Genomic DNA, 15,783 nt, shown 5'->3' with positions numbered 1-15,783 from the left:
GCGGCTACTCACCATGAAACCCTGCGGCGCTGGCGCGCCGCGGGCGGATCAGAACTGGACGCGGGGCGGTTCGGCGATGGCGGCCGGCTCGGAGACCTCGAAGAAGTCGCGCTGGGTGAATCCGAGACCTCGGGCGAACAGGTTGTTCGGGAATATCTTGACCTTGGTGTTCAGCTCCCGCACGCCGCCGTTGTAGAACCGCCGCGAGGCCTGGATCTTGTCCTCGGTGTCGACCAGCTCGCTCTGCAGCTGGAGGAAGTTCTGGCTGGCCTGCAGCTGCGGATACGCCTCGGCGACCGCGAAGATGCTCTTGAGCGCGGACTGCATGTGATTCTCAGCCTCGCCCGCCTGGGCGGGGGTGCTGGCGCTCAGCGTCTCCGCTCGCGCCCGGGTGACCGCTTCGAAGACGCCCTTCTCGTGCGCGGCATAGCCCTTCACCGACTCGATCAGGTTGGGAATCAGATCGGCACGGCGCTTCAGCTGGACCGTGATGTCGCTCCACGCCTCATCGACCCGGACACCCAGCGTGACGAGCGAGTTGTACGTCGCCCACAGGTAGATTCCGACGATGACGACGAGCGCGACCACGATGAGAATCGGGATCAGGATTTCCATGCGGCCACTATAGCTGTGCGTTTCTCAGCTACTGAGGCAACTCAGCGGGCTCGAAGGACAGCCGTAGGAGACATCGATCCCACGATCAGCATTCAGTCGCCCAGGACCCGATCCAGATAGCCGTTGGCGAAGGTCCGCGACGGGTCCAGGCGATCGCGGGCGGCCGTGAACTCGTCGAAGCGGGGGTACAGCCGACGGAGCGATTGCGCGGTCTGGGTGTGCAGCTTCCCCCAGTGCGGACGCCCGCCGACCGCGCGGCAGATGTCCTCGACGCCGGCGAAGTATTCGCGATGGTCGTCCCGGTAGTAGCGATGCACCGCGACGTAGCCCGTGGCTCGCCCGGAGGCGGTCGACAGCATCAGCTCGTCGGCGGCCGTGAAGCGCAGCTCGACGGGGAATGAGATCCGCAGGTCACGGCGGTCGATGAATGCACGGATCTGGCGGACGACCTCGGGAAGCGATTCGGCGGGCACCGCGTACTCCTGCTCGACGAATCGAACGGTCCGGGAGGCGACGAAGACCCGGTGCGACCAGTCGCTGTAGGTGCGCTGGGCGACGGCCGCATTCGCGAGCCGATTCATCCCCGGGATCAATCCGGGAGCCACGGTGCCGAGCGCGCAGACCGCACGGAAAACCTCATTGCTCAGCAGCTCGTCGTCGACGAAGCTGCGCAGCCGCGACGGCGGTTCGGGGATCGCCCCGGGTTCGAGCCGGGTGTTCGTCTTCACGAGCGCGGCGGATGTATGCGGAAACCAGTATGCGTCGAGGTGGTCGACGAGTCCGGCTCGCTCGACGATCGATTCCAGCAGCTCGTCGAGCGGCTCGGGACGCTCGTCGGCGCGCAGGACGAGGGCCGGAACGCAGCGGAGCGTGACCTCGACGATGATCCCGAGAGCACCGAGGCCGAGGGCGACCGCGGGCAGCAGCTCGGGGTTCTCCTGCTGCGAGACGCGGAGCAGCGATCCATCGCCGATGACGAGCAGCACGGCGCTGACCTGGGTCGAGATCCCGCCGAACCGGGTGCCGCTGCCGTGCGTGCCCGTCGAGATGGCGCCGCTGATGCTCTGCCGGTCGATGTCGCCGAGGTTCTGCATGGCCAGGCCGTGCGGGGCGAGCAGAGCGGGGATCTGGAACAGCCGGGTGCCTCCGGCGAAGGTGGCCTCACCGGTCGCCCGATCGACACCTAGGAGGCCGTCCAACCCGTCGAGCTGCAGCTGGATGCCCGGCGCCACGGCGATGTCGGTGAAGCTGTGTCCTGCTCCGACCGCCTTGACCCGCTGACCTCGGGCGGCCGCATCGCGGACGATCTCCTGCACGGCGTCGACAGTGATCGGACGGGCGACCGCCTGAGGCACCACGCTCTGGTTGCGACCCCAATTGCGCCATCGGACGCCACTCGTCGTCCGCGGCGACGCCACGCTCGTCACAGGAACGCCGTGCCTTCGCCGCGGTAGGTCGGCACCACGTCGACCACCGCTCCGCCGTCGACGATGTGGAACTCGTCGATGTGCTCGCTGAGCTCACCCGACTTCGCGTGACGCAGCCACACCCGGTCCCCCAGAGCGAGGTCGGCGGCGGCCTCGCCCAGCACCGGCGTCTGCACCTCTCCCGCCATCTCGTAGCGGGCGAAGTGCAGCCCTCGCGGCCACTCGATCCGAGGGAGCCGGTCCGCGGCGGGCGGCCCGGAGGCGACCCAGCCGCCGCCGAGGAGCGTCGCCGATCCCGGCTCGGCCTTGCGCACGACCGGAAGGGCGAACGCCGCGGCCGGGGCCGGCGAGAAGCGGGTGAAGTTGTCGAAGGTGTGCCCGCCGAGCAGTCCGCTGCCCGCGCCCAGCTCGGTGACCGACGGGTCCGCGGAGGTGAGTTCGAGTGACCCGGTCCCTCCGCCGTTCACGAAGCGCAGATCGGCGACGGTGCGGACGGCGGAGACCACCTCTCCGCGGCGCTCGAGCAGCTCGGCGAACGAGGCCTTCTGCATCCGCCGCACAATGCCGGCACGGGCGCGCTGACCGGGCGGATCATCGGGCAGGCCGGCGATCTGCGACTCGTACGCCATCATGCCGACGAGGGCGAAGCCGCGCCGCCCCGAGATGGCACGGGCGAGTTCCACCGCTCCTGCAGCGTCGTGGATCGGCGAGCGCCAGACGCCCATCCGGCCGAGCACGGGCGCGGTGAACGACGTGTCGAGCTCGATGGCGACCTGGAGCACAGGACGACGGTCAGGGGGCAGCACCGCGTCGATGAGGTCGAGGTGGGCGACGGAGTCGACCATCAGGGTGACTCGTGCGGCCAGCAGCTCGGACTCCATCAGGCGGCGCAGCGCGCCGCGATCCACTGTCGGATAGGCCAGCACGACGTCGTCGATCGTCTCGGCGAGCCACAGCGACTCCGCGAGGGTGTAGCTGAGCACACCCGCGAATCCGGGCAGAGCGAGCACGGAGTCCAGGACCGAGCGCACTCGGACCGACTTCGAGGCGACGCGGATGGGCATCCCATTCGCCCGTCGCAGCATGTCGAAGGCGTTGGAGGCGAGCGCTTCGAGCGAGATCACCCCGAGCGGCGGGTCCAGGTGGGCCGTCGCTGCCGTCAGCCCCTCCCAGTAGCGGTCGTCGCCGAAGGAGACGCCGGCTGCGGGCCGCTCCAGGCTGATGGTTCTCATCGGACTCCTTTGACACGGAAGACGGCTGCCGCTCCGATGATCGAGAGCGCAGCGGAAGCGAGGAAGAGGCCGGCGAAGCCGCCGGTCGCGGCGACGACGCCCGCTCCGACGAGCGGGCCGAAGGCTTGGGGAACGGCGACGGCGATGTTCATGATGCCGAGGTCCTTGCCATGGGAGGCGGGATCGGGCAGCACCTGCGAGGCCAGCGCCTGGTCGACGGCGAGGAAGCATCCGTAGCCGAGGCCGAGGAAGCCGGCGCCGACGATGGCGGTCGGCAGGCTGGGGACGACGGCGAGGAGCACGGCGGCGATGCCCTGCAGCACGGCCGAGACGCCGACGAAGGCGCGCCGGCGTCCGAGGCGGTCCGACAGCCGCCCCGCGCCGAGGCTGGCGATGACGATGAAGACGAGGTAGACGAGGCTCAGCAGCACGAGGTCGTCCTCGGCGTCGGCATCGCCCAGTCCGAACATGAGGAAGTAGAGCAGCAGGGTCGTGCCGAGGGCGTTGCCCAGGTTGACCAGCACCCGGCCGGCGAGGGTCCAGCCGAAGTCCGGATACGCGCGCGGGCTGATCCAGAACCCGGCCACGACCGCGCCGGGAGTGAGGCGCGGGCGCTCATCGGCCGCGAGCACCTGATCACCGGTGGTCAGGAGGAACGGGATCACGAGGACCACCAGCAGGACCGCGACGGCGAGGTAGCCGAGGAACTGGCCGGTGATCAGCATGGTGACCAGCACCAGGCCGAGGATGGTGCCGATCGCCTGCGGCGCGGAGAGCCAGCCCGAGACGATGCCCCGCTGGTCGACCGGGACCCGGTCCGAGATCATCGCCGTCAGAGCCGAAGCGGTGACGCTGAAGCCGGTGATGGCGAGCGCCCAGAAGATGCCGATGCCGACCATCGACGTCTGGAGCCCGAGCAGCGCCAGCGCTGCGGCGAAGAGGACGGCGCCGCCGGCTATCCATGGTCGACGACGACCGAAGCGGGAGGTGGTGCGATCCGACAGCGCTCCGGTGATCGGGAAGGCGAAGAAGGCGCAGACTCCTGCGATGCCGGAGATCACTCCGTAGGCGACGACCGAGTCGACCCAGTAGGTGGAGGCGAGCTGGGCCTCGACCTGGACGGGCAGCAGGAGCTGGATGGGCGTGAGCTGCGCCATCCAGACGCCGAGCCATGCGGCGGCGAAGGCGGCGATCCATCCGCCGGAGACTCGAGAGGCCGGCTCACGGAAGACGGAGGCCCGGTCCTGCTGCATGCTCATCTGCCCTCCCCCTCGACCATGCTCACGAGCAGCTCGGCGGCGGCATTGGCGAGACGCAGCGCGAGCGCATCGTCGCGGGTGGACAGCCAGGCGAGGCCGATCCCGTCGTTCATCGCGACCATGACCTCGGCGACCTCGCGCAGCGGGCGGCTCCACCGCACCCCGAGGGCGGCCGTGGCCTCCGACAGCAGGGTCTCCGCCGCCGCGTAGTAGTGGGCGTAGACGTTGACCGAGACCTCGGCCATGTCGGTGCTGCGCAGGCCGTAGAGGATCAGCTCGAACAGTCCCTGTTCGATGTCCGGCCGCTGCCGCAGATAGTCGACGTAGGCGTACATCGCGCTGCGGGCAGCCTCGAGGATCGGCAGCTCCGGGTCGAAGGATGCCCGGATCATCTCGAGCTCGACCTCGAGGCCGGCGCCGAGCACCTCGGCCAGCAGCGCGTCCCGCGATTCGTAGACGTAGTGGAAGCTGGCCAGCGACATGCCTGCTTCGGTGGTGATGGCGCGGGTGGTGGCGCCCGCGACCCCGTCGCGGGCGATCACGGCGAATGCGGCGATCCTCAGCTGGTCGCGGCGCGCGTCGGGCGAGATCCGCTGCATGCGACCCCGTCCGTATGAAGTGGGTCAGGTGACCCACTTCGTACATCCTCGCCTACCCGGCGGCGCAGGCGAGGAGCGACACCCGTCGGTGCCCCCGCTGGGACTCGAACCCAGACTGAAACGATTTTAAGTCGTCTGCCTCTGCCATTGGGCTACGGGGGCGATGCCCTCATACGCAGAGGTCCCCAGCGCACGAGTGCGCCGGGGACCTCTGCGTATGAGGAAGACCTGCTACTTCTTCGCCGGTTCGCTGTACACCTGCGGGATCGGCTTGTTCTCGGCCTGTGCAGGTGCGGCGGCTGCCGGAGGCTTCGGACGCGAAGCGTAGGTCTCGAACGCCAGCCTGGGCTCGGTGCGCGCCTCGATGGAGACGATGTCGCGGCCCAGGAAGAATCCGAGCACCCAGTTCCAGATCACCCGGATCTTGCGCTCCCACGTCGGGATGGCGAGACCGTGGTAGCCGCGGTGCATGATCCAGGCCGGGAATCCGGTGATGCCGAGCTTGCCCGACTGGAACGCGCCGTAGCCGGGGCCGAGGCCCGCGACGGCGCCGAGGCCCTTGTGGTAGTAGTCCTTCGGCGCTTCGCCGCGGATGGTGGCGGTGATGTTCTTGGCGAGGCGCTTGCCCTGGCGGACGGCGTGCTGCGCGTTCGGCACGCAGAATCCGCCGACGCCCGCACCGGTGAGGTCGGGGACGGCCGACACATCGCCCGCGCCCCAGGCATCGGGAACGATGCCGTCGTCGCCGATGACGCGCAGATCGGCCTGGACGCGAAGACGTCCGCGCTCCTCGATGGGCAGGTCGGTGTTTTTCAGCATCGGAGTGGCCATGACGCCTGCGGTCCAGACGATGACGTCGGACTCGAAGCTCTCACCGGTCGACAGCTCGATCACGCCGCCGACGGCGGACTTGAGCTGGGTGTCGAGGTGCACCATGGCGCCGCGCTGAGCGAGGTTCTTGAGCACCCAGTGGCTGGTCTTGAGCGAGACCTCGGGCATGATCCGACCCATGGCCTCGATCAGGTGGAACGAGGTGTCATCGAAGCGCAGCTGCGGATAGAAACGGAGCAGGGCGCTGCCGAGGGAACGCATCTCGGCGAAGACCTCGATGCCGGCGAACCCGCCGCCGACCACGACGAAGGTCAGCAGACGCTGGCGCTCCGGTCCGGGAGGCAGGTTGGCGGCCTTGTCGAAGTTGGTCATGATCCGGTCGCGGATCTCCATGGCCTCTTCGATCGCCTTGAGGCCGATCGCCTCGTCGGCGACTCCCGGGATCGGGAAGGTGCGGCTGACCGAGCCAGCCGTGACGACGATGATGTCGTAGGTGATGTCCCACGGGTCGCCGACCTCAGGAGTGAGGGTGGCGGTCTTCTTCGCGTGGTTGATCTGGGTGACGCGCGCCGTGATCATGGTCGCCCGCTTGAGGTGACGGCGCTGCGAGACCACCGCGTGCCGGGCCTCGACGTTGCCGCCGACGACCTCGGGCAGGAACGGCTGGTAGGTGAGGTACGGAAGCGGATCGACGACGACGATCTCGGCCTCGTTCTTGCCGAGCGCCTTCTCCAGCTTCCATGCGGTGTAGAAACCGGCGTAGCCGCCGCCGACGATGAGGATCTTGGGCACCGTCAGGAATCTCCTTGGCTCTGTGTGACTTCGTATTGGTCACGGTGGAACAGCACTGGCACCGCGGATATATCGGCACAAGATTACTACCTGCGTCGCGAGCGCCCCGCCGCCCGCACCGTGCCCACGATTCCCGCGGCGAGGAAGGCCCCGAATCCGAGGAGGAGACCGAGGGGCAGCACGGCGTCCGTGAGCACCGACGTGTGCGGGATCAGGCTGCGCAGCCAGCGCGGGATCAGCTCGGGCAGCGACGGCGGACGCTGCGGGATTGCCTCCGGCGAGGCGCTCGGCACCACGGTCTCCGGGGTCGGCGAGCTCGTGGGAGCGGGCGCTGCATCCGCGCGCCGATAGATTCTGATCCACTCCGCGAGGTCGTATGGCACGGCGAGCGGATTGGAGGTCACCGGTGCGATGTCCGCGCGCACGGCGGCGTCGGCATCGACGAGCCCGTAGCCGTAGAGCGGATCGGGAACAGTGCTGGACTGGGGCTTGGCGGTCGCGATCAGGCGCTGGATGACGCTGTTCGCGTCGAGCTCGGGGTGGGCGGCGCGGATCAGTGCGACGATTCCCGCCACGATCGGCGCGGCACCGCTGGTGCCGGACCAGTAGACGGGCTCGCCGTCGGGCTGGATGCCGATGAGCTGCTCGCTGGGCGCCGCGACCGCAAGGGTGATGCCCTGGCTGGAGGCGTCGGCGCTGGCATCGCCGTCCTTGTCCACGCCCGCGACGGCGACCACGCCGGGGATCGTCGCCGGGGCGCCGACCTCCGCGGTGCCCGCTCCCCTGTTGCCCGCCGCCGCGACGATGACGACGTCGTGCTCGAAGGCGTAGAGGAAGGCGTCATCCCAGCTGGTCGGCCAGTCGAGAGTGTTCGTGGTGAGCGACATGTTGATGATGTCGGCCCCGTTGTCGACGGCCCAGCGCACGGCGTTGGCGATCTGGTCCTCGGTGCCGACCGGTCCCTCTCCGAAGGCGACGGAGATGGAGAGCAGCTCCGCGTCGGGTGCGACACCGATCACTCCCGATCCGCCGTCGCCGCGACCGGCGAGGATCGAGCCGACGAGCGTGCCGTGCTCCGAGCCGTCGCCGACCGGGGTCCGGCCGTCGGGTGATCCGAGGCCCGACTCGTCTGTGCCGCCGACGACCGCTCCGCGCAGCTCGGGCACGTCCGCGATCCCGGTGTCGATGACCGCGATCCGCTGACCGGCGCCTCGAGTGATGTCCCAGGCGTCCGAGATGCCGTAGTCGTCGAGCCAGTACTCGAGGTCTCGGACGTAGTCGGCGCGGGCCGGCGCGGGGACCGCGATCACGAGCGACGCGGTGAGCGCCGCTGCCACGATTGCGCCGATACGACGACCGAACGCACGGCGTCCTCGACCGCGGGCACGGCGCGCGTGCTGCCCTCGGGCGGAGTCAGCCGGCTGAGCCATCGGCACCGCTGGCGGCTCCTTCGGGCACCGCGTCGTCGTCGGGCGCTGCATCGTCATCGGGCGACCACGTTGCGAGCTCGAGGGCGATGTCGCCGATCGGATTCACACCCGGGCCCGCCGCGAGCGAGTGGGCGGCAAGGGCGTGCAGGCACTTCACCCGGGTCGGCATGCCGCCCGCGCTGACTCCGGCGAGCTCGGGCACGACGGCGATCGACTCGCGATCGGCGATGTACGCCTCGTGCGCGGTGCGGTAGGCCGCGGCGAGCTCGGGCTCGGCTTCGAGTCGGGCGTTGAGCTCGCGCATCACGCCGTCTGCCTCGAGGTGCGAGATGGCGGCGGTCGCAGCCGGCGAGCTCAGGTAGTAGAGAGTGGGGAAGGGAGTGCCGTCCGCAAGCCGCGGCGCGGTGGACACGACGGTGGGATCGCCGGCGGCGGTGCGGGCGGAGATGCCGATCACATCGCGCGCCGGACGGCCGAGCTGCTCGCTGACCCGCGCGATGTCTGCGGCCGTGGGCGCGTCGAAGGGTGGGGTGGTCATCATCCGCCTGCCGTGTTCGGGTCGGTCTCGGTGGTCAGTCCGGCGATCAGATAGGAGGACCAGAGCGTTCCCGCCCAGTCCACCTCAGCCGCCTGCTGGGCGGCGTCCGTCGCGTCGGCGGAGTCGGTGGCCGCAGGCGGGGTGTCGTCGATGATCAGGTAGGAGTACTCCCCCGGCATCACGTAGAACAGCCGATCGCGGGCCTGGGCCTTGATGTAGGCCGGATCGTCCCAGCGGGCGCGTTCCGTGGTCAGATCGGCGACCTGATCCCGCTGCGCCGCGACGGCGGCCTGGAGCTCGGCGATCTGCTGGCGCTGTTCGAGGAGGACCTTGAGGCTGGGCGCGAGCACCACGATGAAGAGGACGATCAGGCCGAGCACGAGGATGGAGAAGCCGGACAGGCGCACGCTGCGCAGCCATGATCCGGTCGTGGTCTCTGCGACCGCGATCTCGATCTTGTCGGGGGCACCCGGCCGGGACGGCGTCACCCGCGCGACGACGCTCGGAGCGCTTGCGCGCGAGGCGCGGGCACGGGGAGCGTGCCGGTCGGCGGCGGCCGAGGTCGACGACGCTCCGGTCGGTCGCTTCTTCGGAGTCGCGCGGGCAGCGGACGTGGCGGTACTCCGGCGGGCGGGCAGCTGATCCGTTGCGGAGTCGACGGTGGTCGGCTTCTCGACGCGCGCGGTCGATGGCTCGGAGGTGCGGGTTGCCGGCTTGTCCGTTGCCTTCTCGAGTGGCTTCCGGGCCGCCTTCACGACCTTCGGCTTCTCGACCTTCGGCTTCTCGACACCGGGCTTCTCGGCCGAGCGCTTCGTGATCGCCGACTTCGCGGCTGCTGGATTCGCAGCCGCCGACTTCGCGGAGTCCGAGGTCGACTCAGGCGCGGAGGCCGACGGCTTCGCCGCTCGGGCGATGGTCGACCGCGCGGCCTGCGCTCCCCGACCCGTCGGCTGAACAGGGACGGCTCGGGTGACGGGCCGCTTCACCGGAGTGAAGGGCACGTCCCCCGAGTCGTTGCGCGGAGAGACCCCGGGCGGGCGACGCGGCGGCGTCGCCGGCTTCATGGGCTCGTCAGGCGAGGAGGGACCGGGCACGCTGCCCCTCCTCGAGTGCGCTCAGGCTGTCGCGCCCAAGCTCATCGCTCAGGCCGTGTAGCGAGGGAAGGCGGAGCTTCCGGCGTAGATTGCGGCCTCGCCCAGCTCCTCTTCGATCCTCAGCAGCTCATTGTATTTCGCGACCCGCTCGCTGCGAGCAGGCGCACCGGTCTTGATCTGGCCGCAGTTGGTCGCCACCGCGAGGTGCGCGATGGTGGTGTCCTCGGTCTCACCGGAGCGGTGTGACAGGATCGCGGTGTAGCCGTTGCGCTGCGCGAGCGAGACGGCGTCGAGCGTCTCGGTGAGCGTGCCGATCTGGTTGACCTTGACCAGGATCGAGTTGGCGACGTTCTCGGCCAGGCCGCGCGCCAGGCGCACCGGGTTGGTCACGAACAGGTCGTCGCCGACGATCTGCAGCTTGCTGCCGAGCTCCGCGGTGAGTGCCGCGTAGCCCTCCCAGTCGTCCTCGTCCAGAGGGTCCTCGATGGTGACCAGCGGGTAGTTCGCCGCGAGTCCGGCGAAGTACGCCGTCATCTCGGCGGAGCTGAGCGACTTGCCCTCGAACTGGTAGGCGCCGTTCTCGAAGAATTCGGAGCTCGCCACGTCCAGGCCGAGCGCGATGTCGGATCCGGGGGTGAAGCCGGCCGCCGAGATCGCCTCGAGCAGCAGGTCGAGCGCTTCGGCGTTGCTGGCGAGCTCGGGGGCGAAGCCGCCCTCGTCGCCGAGACCGGTGGCGAGGCCCTTCTTCTTCAGGATGCCCTTGAGCGTGTGGTAGGTCTCGACGCCCCAGCGGAGGCCCTCGGAGAAGGTCTCCGCGCCGTGCGGGACGAGGAAGAACTCCTGGATGTCGACGCCCGTGTCGGCGTGCGATCCGCCGTTGATGACGTTGAGCAGCGGCACGGGCAGGACATGCGCATTGGGTCCGCCGAGGTAGCGGAAGAGCGGCAGGTCGGCCGAGTCCGCCGCGGCCTTCGCGACCGCGAGGCTGACGCCGAGCAGAGCGTTGGCGCCGAGGCGCTGCTTGTTCTCGGTGCCGTCGAGGGCGATGAGGGTGGCGTCGAGGACGCGCTGCTCGGTGGCGTCGATGCCCTCGATGGCGGGGCCGATCTCGTCGAGGATGCCCTCGACGGCCTTGGTGACGCCCTTGCCGAGGTAGCGGTTCTTGTCCTCGTCGCGCAGCTCATAGGCCTCGAAGGCGCCGGTGGATGCGCCGGAGGGCACGGCGGCCCGGGACACGGTTCCGTCTTCGAGGAGGACCTCGACCTCGACGGTGGGGTTGCCCCGGGAATCCAGGATCTCGCGAGCTCCTACAGCGTCGATTGCTGCCACGGGACGTCTCCTTCTGTCGATGCGGTTCTTCGTGCGTGATGTCGTGCGGATGTCGTGCGGATGTCGTGCGGATGTCAGCGGGATGCATCGTCCGCATCCGATCCACGAGTCTAGTGACGCCTCTGACGGCCCATCAGACCGGCCTCTGCGAAGGGTTGTCGACCGCCCGGTGAACGGTGCAGGATGCTCTCGAACCGGCCGCACGGGTCGGCCGGACGAGCAGGACGCGGAAAGCGGGGAACGCGATGGAGCACCCGCAGATGTTCCGCGAGGGCGACTTCGGGCTGGACGAGGTCCGGGATCTCGCGCTGGGCTTCCCCGACGCCGAGGAGAAGGTCACCTTCGGCCGGCCGATGTTCCGAGCTGGCAAGCTGTTCGCGGTCTACGGCGGCGGTACCAAGGGACCGGAGAAGCTCTTCTTCCCGCACTCGCTGCTCTTCCATCCGGACGAGGACACCCGCCGCGCTCTCGTCGAGCAGGACCGCTTCTTCGTCCCCGGCTACTTCGGGCCGGCGGGCTGGCTGGGCCTCGACCTCGATGCCGAGTCGGTCGACTGGCAGGAGGTCGCCGAGCTGATGGACGAGTCGTACCGCAACGCCGCCCCGAAGCGACTGATCGCCCGTTTGGACGCGGAGGGCGGCCCGGCCACCCGCCGCTGAACGCCGCTCGGCCACCCTTACGTTCCGCCCGGCCACCCTTCCGTCCGCTCGGCCACCCCTTCGTTCTGCTCGGCCACCCTTTCCGCTGACGGCCACCTTTACAACCCGTGCCGTCGACGCGAAAGGTGGCCGTGGGAGCGAAAGGTGGCCGCACGTGGCCCGGTTAGCGGAGATCGCTGAGCCCTCGCGAGTCTTCCGCATGCCGTGCGATGGGAGGCTTGATCCCGATGCCCTCCTCCTCCGCCTTCGACTCCGCGATCATCTGGCACGTCTACCCGCTCGGCTTCGTCGGCGCCTATCCCGAGACGGCTGCGACCTCGCACGACGGCCATTCACTGCGACGGATCGCCGACTGGCTCGACTACGCCCGCGATCTGGGCGCCTCGGTGCTCCAGCTGGGGCCGATCTTCGCCTCGGAGACCCACGGCTACGACACGGTCGACCACCTGAGGATCGACTCCCGCCTGGGTGACGAGGCGGACTTCGATCATCTGGTCAGCGAGGCGAGCGAGCGCGGCATCCGGATCGTGCTCGACGGCGTCTTCAATCACGTGGGGCGCTCGTTCGGGCACTTCCGAGAGGCCGAGGCGGATCCGCGATCGCCGGCTGCGGGCTGGTTCCGCCGCACCGAGCGCGGCTGGGCCGACTTCGAGGGCCATTCGGCACTGGTCGCCCTGAACCACGACTCCCCCGCGGTCGTCGACTACATCGCCGACTTGATGAAGCACTGGCTGGATCGTGGCGTCGCCGGGTGGCGGCTCGACGCGGCCTACGCGGTCCCGACCGCGTTCTGGCGAGCGGTCACCGACCGGGCACGCGCTGCGCATCCGAATGCGTGGTTCGGTGCCGAGGTGCTGCATGGCGACTACACCGCCTTCGTCCGCGACTCCGGAGTGGACTCGATCACCCAGTACGAGCTGTGGAAGGCGATCTGGAGCAGCCTGAATGACGCCAATCTGTGGGAGCTGGCCTGGGCGCTCAAGCGGCACGACCAGATGCTGGACGGCTTCGTGCCGATCACCTTCCTCGGCAACCACGATGTGACGCGGATCGCGAGCAAGCTGACCGACCCTCGGGATCTCGGCGCCGCGCTCGCGCTGCTGCTCTCGATCGGCGGCCATCCGGCCATCTACGCCGGTGACGAGCAGGGCTTCCTCGGTGTCAAGGAGGATCGCGCGGGCGGCGACGACGCGGTGCGTCCCGCCTTCCCCGACTCCCCCGCGGAGCTGTCCCCGCGCGGCTGGGACACCTATCGGCTGCATCAGCGCCTGATCGGCATGCGTCGGAGACACCCCTGGCTGGTGCGGGGCCGTTCCGCCGTCGGAACGCTGACGAACACCACCATCGCGATCCGGACCACCGCTCCGGTCGGCTCCGCTGACGACGGAGCGTTCGTCCTCACGCTGATCAACCTCGGCGACTCCCCCGCGTTCTTCGACGAGGCCCCAGGACTGCGCCTCCTCGAGGGCTCGGACGGCAGCTCCGCCGGCGCGGTCGCCGCGCACGGCTGGGCCATCCTGGCTCCCGCCTCCGACGACCTCACCCCGCTGCCCTGAGTTCCTACGTTCCGGCCGAATACCTACGGAATTGCGTAGGTATTAGGCCGGAACGTAGGAGAAGAATGGGGATGTGCCCGAGCTGCCCGAAGTGGAGGCCCTGGTCAGAGACCTCGGAGGTCGTCTGACGGGGCGCACAGTGCAGCGCTTCGAGCCGGTGTCCTTCGCCGCGATGAAGACCTTCGACCCGCCGCCCTCATCGCTGGCAGGCCAGACGGTGGATGGTGTGACGCGGCACGGCAAGTTCCTCGACTTCGAGATCGGCGGCGTGCACCTCGTGCTCCACCTCGCACGCGCAGGCTGGATCCGCTGGCGCGACGGGGCACCTCCCCCGCCGACCCGACCCGGCAAGGGTCCGCTGGCCGCGCGCCTCGTGCTCGACGAGGGCGACGGCCTCGACATCACCGAGGCGGGCACGAAGAAGAGCCTGGCGATCTACCTCGTGCGCGATCCGCAGGAGGTGCCCGGCGTCGCCCGACTCGGTCCTGACCCTCTCAGCGACGCGTTCACCGAGGACGTCCTCGCCGAGATCCTCGGTCGATCCGGGCGCCAGCAGATCAAGGGGGTGCTGCGCAGCCAGTCCAACATCGCCGGGATCGGCAACGCCTACTCCGACGAGATCCTGCACGTGGCGAAGATGTCGCCCTACAAGCCCGCCTCGATGTCGGATGAGGAGCGCTCCCGACTCTTCACGGCGATCCAGTCGACGCTCCGCGAGGCGCTCGGCCGCGCCGACGGTCTCGCCGCATCCGAGCTGAAGAGTGAGAAGAAGTCGGGCCTGCGCGTGCACGGCCGCACCGGTCAGGCCTGTCCCATCTGCGGGGACACCATCCGCGAGGTGATCTTTGCGGACTCGACCTTCCAGTACTGCCCCACCTGTCAGACCGGTGGCAAGCCGCTGGCGGATCGGGTTCTCTCGCGGCTGCTCAAGTAGCGGTCCGCAGCTCAGCCGGCGTACCTCCTGCGTACCGGATCGCGGAACCGGTGCCCGATACGGCCCATTCGACCCACTTTTCGGCCGCGAGTCCGCTGTTCGGTACAGCCGATCCGCTGTTCGGCACGCGGATGGTCGGCCGGCTCAGGACAGCGGGCGCGGCTCCAGCTCCGTCGTGTCCGGGCCGACGTGCGCGAAGGAGGTCCAGCCGGCCGCGGCGAGAGAATCCAGCAGACCCTTGAGGTTGCGGGGGCGCCTCTCGAGCCGCACCCTGCCGAACCGCTCGAGGGCCAGGGCGCCGCGCTTGAGCTCGGCCAGTCGCGCCGGCTCGAGAGCCGGGTCGTAGACGAGCACCAGGCTGTCCGACTCCGCCTGTGCAGCCTCGGGAACCACCTCGAGGATCCGCTCGAAGCCGATGGAGAAGCCGACGGCCGGAACGTCCTGGCCCAGGAAGCGGCCGATCATCCCGTCGTATCGACCGCCGCCGGCCACCGAGCTGCCGGACTCGGGGTGGGCGATCTCGAAGATCGTGCCCGTGTAGTAGCCCATGCCGCGGACCAGCGTGGGATCGAAGACGACCTCGACTCCCGGCAGCGCGTCGCGCAGGGCGAGCAGTTCTCGATAGACATCCGCATCCAGCCAGGCCGGGGCGCCGTTCGGCAGCTCGAGCAGATCCCAGCCGCCTGCACCGATCTCGCCCAGCGCTTCGGCGACACCGGCGGTGTCGATTCCGAGCTCGCCGAGCTCCGTCACGACGCCGTCGACACCGACCTTGTCGAGCTTGTCGATCGTGATCAGAGCGCGCTCGCCGAGGTGCTCGGCGACGCCCCACGAGGCGAGGAGGCGGGTGAGGATCCGGCGATCGTTGATGCGCACGGTCGCTCCCGTGACGCCCAGGGCGTCGAGCGCGGACAGGGTCGCCGCGACCAGCTCGATCTCGGCGATCGGCCCGGCCTCGCCGATGATGTCGATGTCGCACTGCACGAACTGGCGGTATCGGCCCTTCTGCGGTCGCTCGGCCCGCCAGACCGGGCCGGTCTGCAGAGCTCGGAAGACTGCGGGAAGCTCCGACCGGTGCGACGCGTAGTAGCGGGCGAGCGGCACGGTGAGGTCGAACCGCAGACCGAGATCGGTCAGGCTCGCGGTCTCATCCGCCTCGGCCGCCGCGCGGAGGTCGTCCTGCGCGAGGCCGCGCTTGAGCACGCTGTAGGCGAGCTTCTCGTTGTCGCCGCCGAGGCCGGAATGCAGTCGGGCGTACTCCTCGACGACAGGCGTCTCGATCTCGTCGAAGCCGTGCCGCGCATACACCCGCTTGATGGTCGCCAGCGCGCGCTCACGGCGGGCCTTGTCGGCGGGGAGGAAGTCACGCATGCCACGGGGCGGATTGACGGGTGCAGCCACGCCCCCATCCTCCCAGGTGCGCCGGCAGTCATCCGTCCGGGCGCCTCGTACCCGGTGGATCCGCCGATCCCGCCGCTGCGGCGCCCC

General features: G+C 69.6%; 14 protein-coding genes and 1 tRNA gene. 3 read left to right on the top strand and 12 right to left on the bottom strand.

Annotated features, from left to right (window positions below; all coding sequences use genetic code 11):
• Positions 1 to 48 precede the first annotated feature (48 nt).
• The 11 genes from E6C64_RS16405 to eno all read right to left on the bottom strand — a co-directional run bounded on the left by E6C64_RS16405 (position 49) and on the right by eno (position 11,146).
• Positions 49 to 615, bottom strand: coding sequence for a LemA family protein (locus tag E6C64_RS16405; RefSeq protein WP_136428776.1), 567 nt, complete (start codon positions 613 to 615; stop codon positions 49 to 51).
• Between the two features lie 92 nt (positions 616 to 707).
• Positions 708 to 2,033 (bottom strand): D-arabinono-1,4-lactone oxidase, encoded by a 1,326-nt coding sequence (locus E6C64_RS16400; protein WP_136428775.1) that lies wholly within the window; start codon positions 2,031 to 2,033, stop codon positions 708 to 710.
• Between the two features lie 5 nt (positions 2,034 to 2,038).
• Complete coding sequence (locus E6C64_RS16395) at positions 2,039 to 3,274, bottom strand: type III PLP-dependent enzyme domain-containing protein (RefSeq protein ID WP_136428774.1); 1,236 nt, start codon at positions 3,272 to 3,274, stop codon at positions 2,039 to 2,041.
• A complete protein-coding gene (locus E6C64_RS16390; protein ID WP_136428773.1) occupies positions 3,271 to 4,533 on the bottom strand; it encodes an MFS transporter in 1,263 nt (420 codons plus the stop codon). The genes E6C64_RS16395 and E6C64_RS16390 overlap by 4 nt, the downstream gene beginning before the upstream one ends.
• A complete protein-coding gene (locus tag E6C64_RS16385) occupies positions 4,530 to 5,132 on the bottom strand; it encodes a TetR/AcrR family transcriptional regulator (protein WP_136428772.1) in 603 nt (200 codons plus the stop codon). The genes E6C64_RS16390 and E6C64_RS16385 overlap by 4 nt, the downstream gene beginning before the upstream one ends.
• 89 nt (positions 5,133 to 5,221) lie before the next feature.
• A tRNA-Leu gene (locus tag E6C64_RS16380) sits at positions 5,222 to 5,294 on the bottom strand.
• Positions 5,295 to 5,363: 69 nt separating this feature from the next.
• Entirely contained in the window at positions 5,364 to 6,755 is a 1,392-nt protein-coding gene (locus tag E6C64_RS16375) for an NAD(P)/FAD-dependent oxidoreductase (RefSeq protein ID WP_136428771.1), read from the bottom strand.
• A gap of 86 nt (positions 6,756 to 6,841) precedes the next feature.
• Entirely contained in the window at positions 6,842 to 8,092 is a 1,251-nt protein-coding gene (locus E6C64_RS16370; RefSeq protein WP_233255688.1) for a S8 family serine peptidase, read from the bottom strand.
• A 76-nt stretch (positions 8,093 to 8,168) separates the two neighbouring features.
• Positions 8,169 to 8,723, bottom strand: a complete 555-nt coding sequence (locus tag E6C64_RS16365; protein ID WP_136428769.1) for a DUF501 domain-containing protein — start codon at positions 8,721 to 8,723, stop codon at positions 8,169 to 8,171.
• Entirely contained in the window at positions 8,723 to 9,817 is a 1,095-nt protein-coding gene (locus E6C64_RS16360; protein ID WP_233255687.1) for a septum formation initiator family protein, read from the bottom strand. Before E6C64_RS16360 ends, E6C64_RS16365 begins: the two co-directional genes overlap by 1 nt.
• 48 nt (positions 9,818 to 9,865) lie before the next feature.
• Positions 9,866 to 11,146, bottom strand: coding sequence for a phosphopyruvate hydratase (gene eno, locus E6C64_RS16355; RefSeq protein WP_136428768.1), 1,281 nt, complete (start codon positions 11,144 to 11,146; stop codon positions 9,866 to 9,868).
• 245 nt (positions 11,147 to 11,391) lie between these two features.
• Here eno and E6C64_RS16350 point away from each other — a divergent pair, with 245 nt between their 5' ends.
• From E6C64_RS16350 to E6C64_RS16340, 3 genes are all read left to right on the top strand, one after another.
• Positions 11,392 to 11,805, top strand: coding sequence for an MmcQ/YjbR family DNA-binding protein (locus tag E6C64_RS16350; RefSeq protein WP_136428767.1), 414 nt, complete (start codon positions 11,392 to 11,394; stop codon positions 11,803 to 11,805).
• 227 nt (positions 11,806 to 12,032) lie between these two features.
• Positions 12,033 to 13,361, top strand: coding sequence for an alpha-amylase family glycosyl hydrolase (locus E6C64_RS16345; protein ID WP_136428766.1), 1,329 nt, complete (start codon positions 12,033 to 12,035; stop codon positions 13,359 to 13,361).
• Between the two features lie 73 nt (positions 13,362 to 13,434).
• On the top strand, positions 13,435 to 14,295 hold the full coding sequence (locus tag E6C64_RS16340) for an Fpg/Nei family DNA glycosylase (protein ID WP_136428765.1): 861 nt from the start codon (positions 13,435 to 13,437) through the stop codon (positions 14,293 to 14,295).
• A 144-nt stretch (positions 14,296 to 14,439) separates the two neighbouring features.
• Here E6C64_RS16340 and hisS read toward each other — a convergent pair whose 3' ends face one another.
• Positions 14,440 to 15,696, bottom strand: coding sequence for a histidine--tRNA ligase (hisS, locus tag E6C64_RS16335; protein ID WP_136428764.1), 1,257 nt, complete (start codon positions 15,694 to 15,696; stop codon positions 14,440 to 14,442).
• Positions 15,697 to 15,783: the final 87 nt, after the last annotated feature.

The sequence above is a fragment of the Naasia lichenicola genome (assembly GCF_004801885.1).
Lineage (GTDB): Bacteria > Actinomycetota > Actinomycetes > Actinomycetales > Microbacteriaceae > Naasia > Naasia lichenicola.
This window is presented reverse-complemented; position numbering and strand designations above follow the sequence as displayed.

What these genes read in the sequence shown, in the direction of transcription:
- E6C64_RS16350 (WP_136428767.1), top strand. Translation starts at nt 11,392, where the DNA reads ATGGAGCACCCGCAGATGTTCCGCGAGGGCGACTTCGGGCTGGACGAG.
- E6C64_RS16345 (WP_136428766.1), top strand. Translation starts at nt 12,033, where the DNA reads ATGCCCTCCTCCTCCGCCTTCGACTCCGCGATCATCTGGCACGTCTAC.
- E6C64_RS16385 (WP_136428772.1), bottom strand. Translation starts at nt 5,132, where the DNA reads ATGCAGCGGATCTCGCCCGACGCGCGCCGCGACCAGCTGAGGATCGCC.
- E6C64_RS16365 (WP_136428769.1), bottom strand. Translation starts at nt 8,723, where the DNA reads ATGACCACCCCACCCTTCGACGCGCCCACGGCCGCAGACATCGCGCGG.
- E6C64_RS16390 (WP_136428773.1), bottom strand. Translation starts at nt 4,533, where the DNA reads ATGAGCATGCAGCAGGACCGGGCCTCCGTCTTCCGTGAGCCGGCCTCT.
- E6C64_RS16405 (WP_136428776.1), bottom strand. Translation starts at nt 615, where the DNA reads ATGGAAATCCTGATCCCGATTCTCATCGTGGTCGCGCTCGTCGTCATC.
- E6C64_RS16395 (WP_136428774.1), bottom strand. Translation starts at nt 3,274, where the DNA reads ATGAGAACCATCAGCCTGGAGCGGCCCGCAGCCGGCGTCTCCTTCGGC.